This is a genomic window from Pseudomonas sp. GM79, assembly GCF_000282495.1.
Classification (GTDB): domain Bacteria; phylum Pseudomonadota; class Gammaproteobacteria; order Pseudomonadales; family Pseudomonadaceae; genus Aquipseudomonas.
The window spans coordinates 93094-109074 of the sequence record NZ_AKJE01000040.1 but is presented as its reverse complement, the minus strand read 5'-3'; the positions used below and the strand labels follow the sequence as shown (position 1 = coordinate 109074).

The window sequence follows — 15981 nt, the reverse complement described above, 5'->3', positions numbered from 1 at the left end:
GGCTCCCCCGCCTGGCATTAAACCGCATTCGGTTACCGCGGGTCACCCAACAGGTTCGTGTCGATTGAAGCCTCAAACATTAGGGGGCGGTAGCCGTATCCCGGACTGGATTTAACACCATCACTCCATCCAACTCTCAATGTTTAACTGGTCGCTAGCCCAAGCCACATCTGAGGGTGGCGACAGGCAGAAATCGGCCAAAACCGGACGGTCACGTTTGAGGCATTGGTAAGCGCGGCGGCGCTTACTCTGGATGTAATCTCCCGGTTCAACGTCAAACTCAAGTTCAAGACCTTTATCCAACAGCCAAACGGTGAGTTGGGACAGGCTCTCACAGGGACTGCTCAAGGTTGATTTCGGGCCCCGCCGTGCTTTCGCCTTGTGGCTCAAGCCGAGCCATGGTTACACATCACTCATTGACCAGTAGCTTCTCGAATTTTTTCATGGGGCGAGCGCCAAAATGCACCGCCAACATCTCGTACTCATCCTTGTGAAGCGACTCTGGCTGGAAGTTCTTTAAAGCAGCTTGGCCGACTAGCTGGTTGCTTATTTCGGCGATACGCCCTTTCGTTGAATTGGTAGAGGCACCTGCGAATTGGTTCATCAAGCGCGTTGCCATTTCAGCCTGTAGATCATTAGAGTCCAGTACGGTCATGACGATGCTGAAGTCGTCAAACACTGCCTTGATCGTCTCATCAGCGTTGGTGAGTGCGCTTACTTTGGGGATTAACTCTAGGAAGAACGGAGCGCCGAGCTCTTTGACCTGCTCAATCGAACAAGCCCATAACCTCCGTCTATGGCTATCCTCCAGAGTCTTGCTTGCTAGTAGATTCGCCATAAGCTCGTGCCCTGTGTCCTGTTGGGATTGAATCCACATACGGGTCGCCAAGTCAGGCTGTTCTGTATTCCCAAGTAGACCTCGCTGAAGAATTCGCACCATTACCTCACTAGGTGCGGGGCCTTTCTTATCGGCGGCAATGGCCGTCCAAGCCTTTTGGAGTGCGTCGAGGTGCTCGGGTTTATCCCATGAGATGTGTGAAGCAAGGTTGGCAGCTTGATCAGGGGTAAGCTCGCAATAGCCCCTCTCGAAGGTGTCCAATGCGGAATTCGGATTGGCTGACCAGGCCGAACAAGCAGCGGCAATGAGTTTTGCGCGCCCCTCGCTTCCAACAAGGCCTCTCTCAACCATATGGCGCATGGAATGCAAAACCCCCTGCTTCGTCTCGGCGGAGTTAGTCACTGCAAACGTGCCAGCTTCATCGAAAATGGCCTGTGGGTCGTAGCTTGGGAGGCTGTCTGACTTCGAAGGCCAACGCTCCGCAAGACAGCTGTGTAGCCACGAAAAAAGACTCGGATAGCTTTTACCCTGAACAAAAAGTTGCTGCAGGTTGGGTCCTAGGATGCTCGGCGATGCATGTTGTATGAGGGGCGTGCTCGGCTCCAAGATCGATCTAATGTATGCCTCGGCGCTGATCTGAGATACCAAGTGCGGAAGGAGACTGTTTACATAGCCATGCAACGGACCGACTTTCCACGCCGCTTGAGGGGTAGCAAGAGAGAATATTTTGTACCTTTCCAGTGCCGGATCAGTCACGGCAACACTGGTGAGAAAGGTTGAAAGAGAACTACCTATCGCGGATTGAGTCGGTGCAGGCAGAGTTTCAAACTGAGTCGCGATCAGTTTCACGCATTCGATGGGAAGGCTAACGAAGAGTTGGGGGGCCCACCCGCCAAGCACTCGCATGAAGTCCGCTTCATTACTTTTTCGTAGTTCTGAAAGCAACGCACATGCCTGCTCAGGAAGGACGTCGCTTTTACCCCATTGATCAGCCAAATCAGCGGTTGCTTTGACCGTCTCATCGTCAAGGGCATCTACCCGTTCGCGGACAAACGCTAGCAAGATTGATGCTGCCACTTCATGTTCGATTGTTGACTCTTCGTCGTTGAAGTCTCTCAACAGCCGCGCGACGAAATCGCTGACGAATTGACAAACATCTTCATCATCAGCGTACCGGTGGTTGCTTAGAGTGACCTCCCAAGCCATACGCACGGCAACCTCCTCAGAGAGAGATACATATCGTGCCAGCGGAGCCCATAGCCGCGTTCGTGACTCGGCGCCTTGCGCCATCATCTGGTCAAAAATACCTCGGGCCCGAGAGATACTGGAGGCCATATCAAATTGAGGATTCTGACTTCTCTCAAGCTCGTCTGCGAGCGCATTTATGTAGTCGAGACCTAAGTCTGCAACTAACTTCTCACCATAGCTTTCCAGCCATTGTTCCAGCTCGTTGAAGGACAGCTGCGCGTGTTTAGTGCCGATCGAAATATTCCGATCGAGCAACCAGCCAAGCAGTTGTTCGTCAGCCCGACGCTCCAGTCCAATGCTTACACGCACTGTCAGAATCATCGGGACTGCCATGTGAACCATAGCTATTGCTTCATCAAGACTAGGGGGCTCCATGGTCTCGCGCAGAAGCTTCACGGCGTCGGTACCGCCGAGTACATCGCCTACAAGGCGGGAAGCAATAACTCGTTGGTCGTCGGAAACGGCAGATTGCAGAATCTTGCCGATCTTTTCTAGCCCAAGTTGTGAGCGCAGATCCAGAGAGTCTGCCATTTCACGACAAAGCATACTGATGAGCTGGTAGGCCGGTGGCTCGGGTAGGCGCTCCACGAGGTCTGCAACTACCCGTGAAGCGCGCGCTCTGAGCTCAGGCAATTCCTGTCGCAGGTCTTCAAGCATCTGATAAAGCGCTCGGGCTTCGTCTTCGTGGAGAGGAGCATTATCGCTGTGCCTGGCGAGTCCCTCCAAAACCCCCTGCGTGTTACCAGAAATAAAGTCACCGTAGATTGGGGCGATCTTCGGCCCCAAACGTCGAGTGATGTGATCCTCGGAAAGTAGAAGCAGGCTTTGTAGTGAGGGCGGCCACCTTAAACCAACGAGGCTTGCGATAAATTGCCGAAGTGGCCGGTGCTCTGCCTTAAGAGTGAACTCTCCATCAGTGAGCTTGTAATAGCGCTCCTTTAAGCGATCCTGTGTTTGCAGAGGCTGGTCGTCCAGCTTTAGCCCGCGGATGACAACATCAGTGAAACGCTGCAGAAATGCTGGGTCTTCCTGGAGGTCGCGATAAAAATCAGGAAAACTTACTTTCATCGCACATAGTGCCCCAAGTGAAATGGGATGCGACGTGACAGCCCCTTCGTGGAGTCCTCCCGGCTTGTTAGTGCCTAGACCTTCGGCTTCCCTCTTCCGAGCAATCCACCAAGCTTGAGCGAAAGCATTCACGATCTGAAGGGCGTTTCTCGGATCCTGGACGCTGACATGAATCATACGATCAATAATCGGTGCAAGCTGGAAACCACGGGCCTCAAGATCTGCCGTGACGCTAGTCAACTTAGCCAAGTGAAAACGCGCGAATTCGCGCATGTCATGACGGGGGGGCGGTGGAATCTCCAAGCGGAATTGGAAGATCCTATCCAGATATCTACGTGCGTCGTTGTGAGTCACTACCGAGCCAGGAAGGTCACTATTTCTTCGCCCCCGAGCAAGAGCATCAGCTACTTTGGCTTCGTCACAGGAAATAACAAACACTAAGCCAATACCCTTCGGAAGCCGATTTGCAGGAATCTCCATGAAGGTGCGTACAGCATCCAAACCAAGGACCATTTCCTCGGCTGAAAGGCGATCCAAATCGTCAACAAAAACAACTAACCTTTCACAGGATTTTCCTGAGCGACCCTCCAAAGATCTACAGTCACCAGACTTGTAGTTTCGGATTTGATCGAGGAGGAGGTCTTCGTATTGTTCGGACGTAGTGTTAGGAAGCTCCACTCGCGTGATCGGAGTTGACGATGCAACGGCAGGTGGTTTGATGTGCTTTAAAAGGTAGGTGTAAGCTGCGGTCACACACAGAAAGACAACGCTTTTTAGAAACTCACTTTGAACATTGAATACGAATAAGGTGAGGTAGCAAATCCCAAACAAGAGGGACATTGCTGCGATCAAAGCAGGTACCGGCAACGCCCATGCCTTGAGCGTCTCCAGAGTAATTTTTAACCATCCCTTCGGTTTCTGGGTTGTCTCGCTGATCTGCCGAAAAAGCTTATCGTGTAGGTGATCTTCCTTGCCACCCAACTCCAGGTACACATGACGCAACAAGGCACGCTTAATGTCTTGGTCGTGCCCGCCGAACCGCCAAGCGTTGAAAGTGATGCAGTGGAACCGATCCTTTCTATGCTTCCCACCTTGTTTGGAAGCATCGTTTTTCAGATGGTTTGTGTACAGTTCCTTAATACTGCTTTTGCCCGTACCCCAACCACCAAGGAGGCCAATGCTAAACGGCGGGGCTAATTGCTCTGACTCGATAAGGCTTTGCAGGCCCTGAGCGAAATGCCTATGGCCAAAGGCATCTTGATCCGCACCAGAAATTTCACGATCCAAAATGGCGGGCATGATCCTATTGTCGGTGGGCATCAAATCAATCCTTTGGCTGCTGGCATTTGGCTACACATACTGTCGTTACTTCAGTAGGGCTGCAATAGCAATCCACCCCCACACCCACACCGCCGTGGCAGGTCTTCGATGAGCGTCTCGCAATATGCCGCAAAGCATGCGCCAAATGAAGTGCTGGTCTAGAGCATCAAAATCGCAGGTGTTTTCAAACAGTTTGGGGCGATTGCAGCCCATCGCAACAGGCAGAGATCGGCCAAATGCGGTCGTTCAGCGTCTACGAAATTAGGGGCGATTCACACCTTGCGTGGTAGTAGTATTGTGCAGGCTCGCCCCCCCCATTGCATACAACGGGATCGCGCACCTGGCCGGCCAGCTGGCCAACAATCATGATGGCGACATTTGGGTGAAAACTGCCGGAACCCTGGCAAGAATTGATGTACTGCTGGCCGAGGCAGGCATCGACAAATCCAGGATTCTGCCAGTGACCATTTACCTCAAAGACATCGACGCCGACTTCGCCGGCCTCAACGAGGTGTGGGAAGCCTGGGTGACAGGAGGACAAGGACCAGCTCGGGCCTGTGTCGAAGCTGCGATGTTCAAACCCAGTCTGCTGGTGGAAATGTCCGTGATAGCTGTCAGGGCTGACGCATGTCGGTCACTGCATAACCCCAAGGCACCCTGCACGGGCGCGCGCTCTCCCGTACCAACGTTTAAGTACCGGGCATATGTCTTGCGTGAGTAGCTCGCTGCGGGCTTTCCAGCGCAGAACGGCAGGCGATTGGCGCCCCCCCTAGATGGTTGAGCCCGCCACCATAATCAGAGGCTGATGGGCTCTCGCGGGCAATTTGGCGATTGCGCCAAGAACTGACCTGTTGCATTCGGGTTTGAAATCCAAGTTCAACCCCACCGCTAATACACTTGATCGCGAAACGCTCTAAGCCTTTTTAAATCATAGGATAGATTCCTACATAGGCAGAATTAAGCGGGCTACTCATTAGCACTCATCAGAAGCGGGGGCTGCTATGACCACCGGTGACATGGATATACCGGAAATCCCGGGAGACTTCCCAGGTATTCTGGAGGAAGCTTCCCGCATCGTACTCATCATCAGGCTCGATGATTTTAAGAAAAGCGGCGACGGGAATATCCTCAAGAACTGGGAGCAAAGTTGGACCGATGAACTTAAGACGGCTCAGCCGGGCCACGAGTTCTTTGGTATGAAAGTCGTTCACGTCGACAACACAGCGGATACTGCAACTCTACAATTGCGCCTAACCGATTATCCCGTTCCGCATATGCCCGGGCTTAAGATTGGTGAAGCAAGCGTCGACCTGGTCGTGGCCCGATGGGTCAATCTCACAACGGACACTAAGCCTCCGATTCAGGTGCTGAAAGTCGATGGCTTTTCGCTAGATATTGAGCTCAGCAAGACGAAGAATCAGACGATCCGGTTGGGCTACGCGCAGGATGACAACGTCGCCAACCAATCCCGAATCGTATTGGTTAGCATCAAGTGGGACGCACCTAAATTTAGCCTGTTCGGTCTTCTCGGAAAGACAAACCAGGGCGGGCTTCTGATCGACGTCCAAGGTGAATCGCCAGTCGCGATCCCGCTTGGAGCGACAGGAGTAGGACTGAAAGGGATTGGCCTTCTCTATGGAGAGCATTTTGCCCCGGCACTCGACGGCGCCGTGGCGGGCAATGCGATGGAGCACCTGGCGAAGGCCGACGCAGGAAGTTACGCCGATTGGGCTGAGAATCCCAAAGATCTCCACACATGGCTCGCCGTGCCGGAGGACATCCGTGTCTACGGCATATCCGCTCTCCTTGTGGACATGGCGAGTGGAGGCAAACTCGTACAGATGAAGCAGTACGGGCTCGCAAATGTGAGTTATGGGCCAACCATCATTTTTCGCGGCGAAACGTGGGTTCTCGATAACTTCGACGCCGGCGAAACTGTCGGTGTCATTGATCTTCGGTCGCAATCCATTTTCGGGCGAGCTACACAGCGGTTTGAGATCCCTTGGATCGGGGACGCACTTAAACTCCAGGGTAGCCTTGAAATCAGTGCATCACTCCTCAACCAAAAACGGACCTATGTTGCTATTGGCGGGTACGATATGTACGGCTGCAGCGTAAAGGTGCTCGACATCCTGAAGCTGGCCGGCGGCGTCCGCATCGTTCCGAGTCAAGGCATCGCCGTGCGAGCTACAGGTCCGATCCGAGCGGAATTGAGGGTTAGCGGCTTCAACGGCGGCTACCAACTGTGGTTCGATATTGAAGGTGGCGTAGGGTGGAGCCCTATCACTCTTGAAGCAAAGTTGACGATTGGCGGCAGCCTATGGTTAGAGGCGCTTGGACATAGGCTTGGCCTTGGCGCCTGGCTGATCACCGAACTCTATCTCAAAAAGCCGTTCATCTTCAAAATGGGCGTCGATTTCGTGATCAGCTATTGGTTCGCGACCATCCATATTCTGGTGGATATCTGGAATTTTGAGGAGATGGAACCGGCGATACCAGTGCCCACGCTAAAAAGCGCAATTGATGGTCCGCTCGCGATAATGCATCCGCCGAGCGGCTATGTTGGGCAGCTCGATCCAGCTGCGCCCAAGGTCTGGCCGGACACGATGTTCGTGCTTGACTTCCTGCGACGCGCTGGCGAAAGCGATATAGTGGTCAATCCGGCCGACAGTCATGTGGTCGACGCTGGGATCGACGTGTACCACCGGTTCACGACCCTGATGATCGAACGCAAGAATCCATCAGGGGATTTCTCCGAAGAGACCAACGTACGCGCCAGCTGGCTACTCAATGCCGTCGACGGGGCAACGGTTCCTTCCAGCCGGCTCGCAATTCCCTGCAATGATCCGCTCGGCTGGCTACAGCGCTTTGATTATGCGCAACCCAGCACCAGCCGGCGGCAGGAGACTTTCCGACTTCAGACCTTTGGCATGGGACCGACCAGGCCCTATCTAGCACAGCCTGGAGGGCAGGCGATCGCCCGCTTCGAGGATGTGACGGTCTCGGCTACGGCAACCTTCTGGCTTGTACCCGTTCCATGGGCGGACGGCTACCAGCGCGCGCTGAACCTGCGCCAGTTTGCAGTCGAATTCTCGACCCCGCTTGCAGATGGCAGCGGCCGCGCTCTGCTCGCAGTAGAAAAGTGCGAACTCCGCTTCCTTTCACCCCTGGACCGAGCACCTTATGTGGGCATCAGAAATGGCACCGACCAAGCCCCCACGTTGCTCCGTCCGGTGAGCAACGATCAGGGCGAATGGTCCATAACAATCGAGCGCACCGCCCCCGAAGCCCAGCTGCCACTCCTCGTTAACAGCGAATGGCCAAACCTGATCTCCGCGATTGGCTATTGCGCCAGCGAAAATATCGCTACACACATTCCCGCTACCCAAGTGCTGGCGCCTGGGCATTATCGGCTCAGCGTAGCCGGCGTGAGTAAGGCGAGCTTCCGCGGACACGACGCGCGTGACCAGAGTCCATGGGCTGTAGTGCGGGAGTTCGATGTCGTTCCGCCGCCGCTTCGGCCCTATCTGCGTTATGCCACATTCGGCGATGAGCGGATCTTCGGACTCGACGTGGGCGGATGGAATCCAAATCCCGCCGGTCACGGCTTCGGCCATTATCCTGATCATTTCCGCCAGGTCCGCGCGTCGGTCGGCTACCTGCATATGATCTACCCCGACCTTTTCGTCCGCACCGACGACGATGCGTCCATTGAAAAGGTACATGTGGATAGTTGCAAACAGGGAACGCCTGCCGGAAGTAAGACCAGCGGCGAGTGGCGTGTTGAAACCGGGCAGCCGAGCGTCTTTGAGGATGAGTTGACCTTGCAGATTCGCCCCGATCAACTCAAAGGAATTCACGACATCAAGATTAAGCGGTCTCAGGATGCTGACGCAAATGACGTAGTCGACCAATGGACCTACCGCGTATCAGGCTACCGCTCTCCGTCGGCGCATCTCTCAACCGCGTCCTCTCTCGTACGCGCAATTGGACCTTTCGGCAGCCGACGCCTGCCGGCTACAACAGCGCCCTACCCCGCCGGGCTTGACGTCGATGCAGTCCGCCCTGCGCAGATCGGCGTAGGCTGGACCCTACCCAAATCGATCGCGTCTTTAGTGGGCGTCGAAAGCAGTCAGGCCGGTCTATCTTTCCTGCGCCTGCTCGAATGGTGCCGGGTCTTCACAGGCACTTGCTATCCCTTGGCCGAGGGCCCGTTTGCCCGCCCCACTCCTTCCGACCTCTGCCTCTTGATGGACCAGGCCACTGCACCAGTCGCGCTACTAATACGCACTTCCGAGCCGTGCGACTGGCGGCGTATCGAGGTAACCGCGGTCACAGCCTATACCGGCGGTACAGCAGCCCGTCGCTTTGCACTCAAGATCCTACCTTCACCTGACGGCTGCCAATGCGCGTTGTTGTTTCTTGCTGAAGGCGTGCCCGTCCGTATCCCCAAAGGAGAGTTGTTGCTGCGCATCCGTTTCCGGCTCGAATGTGATCCGCTACCCCGCCTGACACTAGCCGCCGATTTTAAAAAGACCTTCGAGGAGGTCGTCACGGTACTTGATCAACAAGTCGGCAAAATCTGGTGGGAGAAGTAGAAATGACCACGCATCTTCTTTGCAACGAGCCGGATCCTGCACGTTGTGCTCCCGCGTTTCGACTCCAGGCGTCATCTTGGATCGATTCCACAAACTTCGGGTTGCGGACGGTCCTCGCCGATCCCCCTGCCGGCATACGACTCCGTTGGAGCTGCCCGTTTATGGCGGCACCGCCAGCCGAGCGCCTCGGCAAACCAGTAGCGTTCGTGGTCGAGCGCGCTGGCCCGTTATCGCGTGAAGCGATGTTAGAGTTCGATCCAAGGGTTGGCCACCGCTCACGCAGCCCCACTCCTTCGAGGCTGTGGCAGCAACTAGAACCTATCGACGAAAGGACATTTCGGGTGCGCGGACCGGATTGTATTGGGGTCAGCGCGGTCTCCTTCGCCCTGCCGCTCGGTGGAACCACCACCACCGTGACCCTGATTGACGTCAATGGAGTAGCGCAAATCGTTGCAGACGTCAGTCCAGGCGAAGATTTCCACTTCGATTGGGCCGACGTGAAAATCGTGTCTTTCTCGACAGACACTCGTGTACCGGAGGTGCTCGGCCTCAACCTTAGCGGCATCAATATCGATTTGAGCTACGAGTTCAAGCCGATCGCCGAGATCGCGGCTGCTACTTGGCCACGCTTGACACTCGACGAGGCTGCCGAGCGGGTGACTAATGCTGCGGGCCTGCCTTTCCTCTCGCTGGAGCACGGGGTGTGGGACGAGCTCCGCGCACTCGGGAGCAGCGTCGAGCAGGCAATCGACGCAGAAGCCGAGGCCCCCAGTGCGATCATGGGGCTGGCGCTAATCGCGGCCACCCAGTTCGAGGCGGCTGCGTTAATGGGATGGGGTTTTGTCGACGGTGACCATGCGTTAATGCCCAGTCTCGACACAATCTGGGGGCCGTTGCTAACAGCGCCGAGCGACGAGATTTACGTCTATCGCGTGCAAGCCCGGTTGCAGCCCGCGGTCGGCGACGCCGTAGTTGCCTACAGTAGCTGGGCGTTCGCACTCACCTCGCTCGCCCCAACGCTGATCAAGCCCCGCTGCACAGTCGCGTCGTTGCCGGTATCGCGCGCCGAACTCACCAATGCGGTGCGCCCTGGTCCGGCGCCTGATAAACCTGAGGTATATGCTCTGCCCGCTTTGGGAGTGACATGCACAGGGCAGTGGATACTGGCGTCAGATCCCTATATGGTCGACTGCGTCGTAACCCGCCCTCTCGCCGAGGACAGCGCGATCACCGGCCAGCCATACGTCCCAGCCGGCAGCTTCTTGAGCGGGCCCAACAGGTCGCCGCGGACCCTGCGCGGCAACAGCTTGATTGAGCAGCGCGAGCATCGCTTCGACATTCCCTACTTCGACAGCGACGTCTGCTGCGAAGCTGAGGCTTGGGACTTCTGGGACCGGCGCCTGGCTGGCGGATCGGCCAAGATGATCCAACCGCTCATTGACTATACCGGGACTGCGTTGCCGCTCCACACCGCCCAGTGCCTTGCGCCGGACATGCCCTCCGGGGCTGTGGTCAACCTCGCCCTCGACCAGACGCTCGCCTGGGTCGCGGATCCACTTGCCGTCTACTCCGGCGCCACGATTGCCCTTTTCATGCGCAACCCGAGCCTCACACCAGCCGAAGACGACGTGGAGTTGGGGCCTCCCAGCCCAACGTCAGAAGGACAATGGTCGGCCGATATTCGCAGCCCCCTCGCGCAAGAAGAGTTGGAACGATACCTCGGCGGCACGCTCGCGACTGGTGCGTTCACCGCACGGGTCCTATCGATGGGCAACGTGCAAGGTGGTCTGACCCGCTGCACGTTTGAGGTGACGACGAGCTGCGCAGGCGCCAACCTCTACCGCTGTCCGGCTGGCTGGCTGGCTGCGCAGCTCCTGGAAGATCCAAATTCCGAGCGACTCTGGACTCAACTGGTCGAGACGATCCCAGTTCTGCCAACAGGCACCCCTGAGCGCTACACAATCACGACCGCTCTCCCGAACCTCATAGCGTCGACAACACTGTACTTCGCCACGCAGCTGAAGTTTACATTCGAAGGTAAGGGTTACCACAGCAAGCTGACAACGCCTCTCCCGGCACCCTACATCCATCACGCGCCGCCAGCTCCGCCAGACTGCCTCGGCACCCAGCAACTCGCCACCGACTATTATGGGCGCGTGCTGGTGCGCATCGAAGCGGATGTCTGCCATCCGTTTGAACCCCGCTACCATATGCGGGTGACGGTTGCGGCCGATTGCACAGAAGCGCCGCCGGCCCCTGATGCAGTAATAGAGGAACCCGCGCCAGCCACCCCTGGTAAGGCTGACCCGGTCCTTAAGAAGTTTCAGAAGGATAAATCGGAAGGCATCTTCGGCGCACAGTCACCTTACGAGGGTGCCATCTTGTTCGATGCATTTAGCCGGCTTGGCTCATTTGCTGAGGACGATCGCTACATGGTCGGCGTTTGCAACGTTCGAACAGCGGACAGCTGCGAATCACCACCATCGTTACACATCAATATTCTGCAAAGGATTGATGATTCTGAAGACCCCTTCCCTTCAGGAAGCTAACTACGATCGCGGCCCCGGTAGACGCTCTTCGCGGCCTAGAACAATCGCTGTTCATGCTGGGTTACGACCTCGGCAGTGCAGGCTAGACAGCTAACTGTTGGCGCTGGTGCGATTCTGACCCAGGCTACCGGAATTCATTGCCCCACCCGACTACTCAAAAAATGATGACCTTACGGGCGATTTCGGAGACAGCATGTGGGTCAGTCAAAATCAGCAACCTGGGGATGCGGACAAAAACTTGGACTGGTTATGCCGCGAAGCCCAGGCTTTCACGATACTCAATGGGACTGAGCGCGCCGAGGGAAATCTTGATTCGTTTTTCGTTGTACCAGCGAATGTATGAATCCAAGGCCTGAATGAACTGCTCGATGCTCGTTGACTGCCAGTTGCGAGGATAGAACAGCTCCGTTTTCAGTCGGCCGAAGAAACCTTCACAAGCCGCGTTGTCAGGTGAGCAGCCTTTGCGCGACATCGAACGAATCAGCTTCGCATCAGCGATGCGCGATAGCCAGCCGGGCCAGCGGTAGTGAGCGCCACGATCGGAGTGAACAACAGGCCGTTTATCGTTGCTGGCCACCGTTTCGACAGCGGCATCCAGCATCGTGTTCACAAGCTCGGCGTCGGGACGCGTGCCGATCGACCAACTGATTACCTTCCCATCGAAGCAGTCGATCATGGGGGACAGGTACACCTTGCCGGCCGGGATCTGGAACTCCGAGATGTCGGTCAGCCATTTCTCATTCGGAGCTAGGGCCGTGAAGTCGCGGTTGAGGAGGTTTTCCGGCGCCGGACTGATCTCCCCGAGGTAGGAACCGTATCGACGCCGTTTCGGCTTGGCGACGACCAGGCACTCCTGCTTCATCAAGCGCTGCACCACCTTCTCTGAAAGGCGCACACGCTGCCTGCTCAACGAAGCTCGCATCCGACGGTAGCCATAGCAACGATGATTGCGCTCGAATATGTCCGCCATGGCACGACGCGCTTCGGTGTACTTTTCCGCGACCTGCATTCGGGCTCGATGATAGAAATAGGAGCTTCGGGCCAAGCCCAACGCGTCAAGCAGCTCTAGCAAGGAGTACCTCTGCCTTAGGGCATCAGCCAGCAATGTCTTCTCCCGATTGGTCAGGACTTGCCGGTTGATGCCCGTCTCTTTTTTTATGAGTTCATTCGCCCTCATCAACAGGTCATGTTCAAGCTGCAAACGGCGAACATCGAGCTGGAGAGATTCGAGTTGCCGCTGCAACTCCTCTCGTTCCGGTGACGATGAGGGTTCAAGCCGACACTTCATGGATGGGGATACCTCTGGGCCGAGTAACTGGTTTTTCCAGTTGTACAAGGTCGGCCTGCACACGCCCAGCTTTTGAGCCAGGGCTTTCGCACTTTCTTTTCGCGTGCACAGCGCGATGACCGCTGCCTGCTTCACCGCTGGCGGCCGGGCTAACCCGTCTGATCGACCGACAATACGCGTATGCAACTCGGGGTGCATTTCGTAAATCCAGGCACGCAACGAATCCCGCGCGGGGTAGCCCAACGCCTTGATGGTAGCGGCGATGTTGCGACCGTATTCGAGATAGTGCCCGACAGCCTTTTCCCTTTGGGCCAGTGAGTACTTCGACTTCGAGTTCTCGTAGCCACGCGGCAGGTCGAGGCATCGCTCATACTCTGCGTGCCAGCTCTTCAAAGAGTTCTTCGTCGGGTAGCCCAACTGACGAATAGTTGCCCCGGTTCGCTTGCCCAGTTTGATGTAGAGCTTGACCGCTCGGATACGGTCTTCGTATGAGTACATGAACTACCTCCAGGTAGTCCAAGATTTCCGCCGCATCCCCCCTGAGTCAAAATCGCACCAGCGCCAACACTGAATTACCCCAGCGTAGTAAATGTCCGTATATGGACTCCTCCTCATTGCAAGCCTCCTTTGCTTTGGCGCCCGTGCCGACTGCACACGTATATTCGGCCTCTTACTGCGGCATCGTTTCGATGCAGGGCCATGATGGGCTATTCGCGCGTCGGCTCCCGATCGCTTTTACGTGCTTTATGCACCTGGACGTTAAAGGGTTTTGCCGACGCCGGTTCGACCGGTTTGCCATTGCTCGGGTTGCTTCGCAATCGTGGTGTATGGGGCTTCTTCCGGGATGAATGGGTCAGGCCGCTGCCCGATCCGGTTGGTAATCAGTACCGTTGCGCAGCATCGCCCAAGCCATGCGTGCAGTTTTGTTTGCCAAAGCGATAGCGGCGACATTGGGATGTGAGCGCTCGGCTAAACGGACAGCCCACTGGCTGAGCCGGTCATCTTTAAATTTGGCCGTGCGTAATGCCGATCGTGCACCATGGATCATCAGCGTTCGCAGATAAGCATCGCCACGTTTGCTGATGCCCAGCAGTCGATCCTTGCCGCCGGAGCTGTGTTGCCTCGGCGTCAGCCCTAACGAGGCGGCCAACTGCCGGCCATTGGCAAACTGTCGGGCATCACCAATGGCAGCAACGAGTGCGGTGGCTATCATCGGGCCGACCCCGCGCAGCTGCTGCAAACGAACGGCCGTTGGTTCACTTGCCGCGATTGCCGATATCTCGCTGTCGAGTTCGCCCACGCGTTCATCCAGTGTGCGAAGGTCGCCCCACAAGCCATCCAGCAGACGACGAAAACGTACCGTCAAACCGTTATCCGCCTCTTCCAACCAGCACGGTATGGCGCGACGCAGCATCAGCAACTCCTTCGGAGCAACGAGGCCGTACTCGGCGATCAGCCCACGAATCTGATTGGCTTTGGCCGTCCGCTGTTCGATTAAGCCGGCCCGGATGCGATGCGTCGCCTGGATATCCTGTTGTTCGATGGTCTTGACGGCGACGAAGCGCATGCTGGGGCGGCTCATCGCTTCGCAGATTGCCTCGGCATCGTTGGCGTCGTTCTTGTTGCTCTTGACGTACGGTTTGACGAACTGCGGCGCAATCAGCCTCACCCGAAATCCACGTGCTTGTAGTTGCCGTGCCCAATGGTGCGCACCGCTACAACTTTCCATGCCGATCTCACAGCCGGGTTCGATCTTCTCCAGCACCGTTTGCAGCCAGTGTTCGCGAGACAGACGCTGCCGCCAGACTGGCTGCTCATGACGATCCACGCCGTGGATCTGAAACACGTTCTTGGCCAAGTCGACCCCAATGCGCATAAGCTTCATGTGTGGACTCCTTCTCACGGTTGACTGCGGTTCGCACCTTCAGTCTGGCACTCAAGATGCCGAAGTGAGGAGGAGTCCATCCCATTGCTTTTGGCTGTTATCTGCCTCTCGCGACGGGCAGAAAACGGCCGAAAGCGGACAGTTACGCAGGGTTAGCAGCCCTTCCTTGAAGCTTGAAGGCGTCTACAAAAGCAGGGGCGATTCAGGCTCAACGTTTTGCAGCAGCTGATCGGTCTGCCTCCAGAGGCCGGCACTGCGGGCATTGCGCCTATCTGAGCATTTGTGACAGCATCGCCTGATTATCCTCAAGAGCTTCCTGCTATCGCCATGGGACAATCAATCTCCCATAGGCGCGGGCGAAGGCTTGCCAGTGGCCAGGGGCTGAGATGAGGCGGTAGTCAGGCCACCATTACACAAGGATAGTTTTGGTTATGTCGTACATTAACCTGCCCAGTGATCAGCAAGCTGCAATCAGCGACGTCGACGAGACGGTGCTTCGGTCAGCAGTACACAAGTGCCTAGATGAAGAGCGCGTAGGGCCGATTCATGGCCTTGGTCTCAGTAACTGTGGGCCCTACGTGGCTACCAAGCTCCATGGGTTCCAACAAGCGATCGCTGAGTACAGTAAGGCCAAGGCCCATGCGAAGCGCGAACGGACTCAGCAAGATGCGCTGCGTGCCGGCAGTGACCTCGTTCACGCCGTGCAACAAATGAAGGGGCGGCTCGAAACTGAGCGCCAAGAGGGGGAGCTGTTTTACATTGACGATCAGATCAGGCCGCCTTTCCACCTCAGCAAGCGTCTATCTGTGCGAGTGCCGTTCCGCTGGCGAGCGTCACAGTCTGCGGACTGGAATCACGGGCAACTGACTTTCGTCTACGACTTTTCCCCTCAGCCCAACTACACCCAGTTGCCGCCCAAGCGCAAACCTAGCGCCGCCAAGGTCGCGAGGGATCTCGAAGATCGCCTGTTCGAAGAATGGGAGCGCTTGAAGATGCAGGCGCTCTTCTCTCTGAGAGAGTTCTTTCGCAAGGGTGGCGACGGTGATGCTGTGCCTGAGGTGTTCTTGGTCAGGCCTAGTCCCCACGGCGGAGGCCTGAATAACTTCAGCTGCAATTTTTGGCAGCCCGAGAGGCCGGCCCCATAAATTCGAGCAAGCCATCAGCCATCAGCCATCAAGGCCGGTGGC

The 15981-nt window shown here is 56.5% G+C and carries 6 protein-coding genes and 1 pseudogene; 4 read left to right on the top strand and 3 right to left on the bottom strand.

Features of this window, described 5'->3' with window-relative positions:
• Positions 1–409: 409 nt before the first annotated feature.
• Entirely contained in the window at positions 410–4474 is a 4065-nt protein-coding gene (locus tag PMI36_RS16905) for a KAP family P-loop NTPase fold protein (RefSeq protein WP_008071382.1), read from the bottom strand.
• A 283-nt stretch (positions 4475–4757) separates the two neighbouring features.
• On the opposite strand from PMI36_RS16905, the pseudogene PMI36_RS0129525 reads away from it, so the two are divergent.
• From PMI36_RS0129525 to PMI36_RS16915, 3 genes and pseudogenes are all read left to right on the top strand, one after another.
• Positions 4758–5087: pseudogene (locus tag PMI36_RS0129525) on the top strand (RidA family protein); the annotation flags it as partial.
• A 388-nt stretch (positions 5088–5475) separates the two neighbouring features.
• A complete protein-coding gene (locus PMI36_RS16910) occupies positions 5476–9072 on the top strand; it encodes a hypothetical protein (protein WP_008071381.1) in 3597 nt (1198 codons plus the stop codon).
• Between the two features lie 161 nt (positions 9073–9233).
• Positions 9234–11621 carry a hypothetical protein gene (locus PMI36_RS16915; protein ID WP_008071380.1) on the top strand — a complete coding sequence of 796 codons (2388 nt, stop codon included), beginning with the start codon at positions 9234–9236 and terminating at the stop codon, positions 11619–11621.
• A 247-nt stretch (positions 11622–11868) separates the two neighbouring features.
• On the opposite strand, the gene PMI36_RS16920 is transcribed toward PMI36_RS16915, so the two are convergent.
• Complete coding sequence (locus PMI36_RS16920; RefSeq protein ID WP_008071379.1) at positions 11869–13407, bottom strand: IS3 family transposase; 1539 nt, start codon at positions 13405–13407, stop codon at positions 11869–11871.
• A gap of 355 nt (positions 13408–13762) precedes the next feature.
• Entirely contained in the window at positions 13763–14794 is a 1032-nt protein-coding gene (locus PMI36_RS16925) for an IS110 family transposase (protein WP_008071377.1), read from the bottom strand.
• A 431-nt stretch (positions 14795–15225) separates the two neighbouring features.
• On the opposite strand from PMI36_RS16925, the gene PMI36_RS16930 reads away from it, so the two are divergent.
• On the top strand, positions 15226–15939 hold the full coding sequence (locus PMI36_RS16930) for a hypothetical protein (RefSeq protein ID WP_008071376.1): 714 nt from the start codon (positions 15226–15228) through the stop codon (positions 15937–15939).
• Positions 15940–15981: the final 42 nt, after the last annotated feature.

Coding starts and splice junctions, on each gene's coding strand:
- PMI36_RS16915 (WP_008071380.1), top strand. CDS start 9,234: ATGGCGGCACCGCCAGCCGAGCGCCTCGGCAAACCAGTAGCGTTCGTG.
- PMI36_RS16925 (WP_008071377.1), bottom strand. CDS start 14,794: ATGAAGCTTATGCGCATTGGGGTCGACTTGGCCAAGAACGTGTTTCAG.
- PMI36_RS16905 (WP_008071382.1), bottom strand. CDS start 4,474: ATGCCCACCGACAATAGGATCATGCCCGCCATTTTGGATCGTGAAATT.
- PMI36_RS16910 (WP_008071381.1), top strand. CDS start 5,476: ATGACCACCGGTGACATGGATATACCGGAAATCCCGGGAGACTTCCCA.
- PMI36_RS16930 (WP_008071376.1), top strand. CDS start 15,226: ATGTCGTACATTAACCTGCCCAGTGATCAGCAAGCTGCAATCAGCGAC.
- PMI36_RS16920 (WP_008071379.1), bottom strand. CDS start 13,407: ATGTACTCATACGAAGACCGTATCCGAGCGGTCAAGCTCTACATCAAA.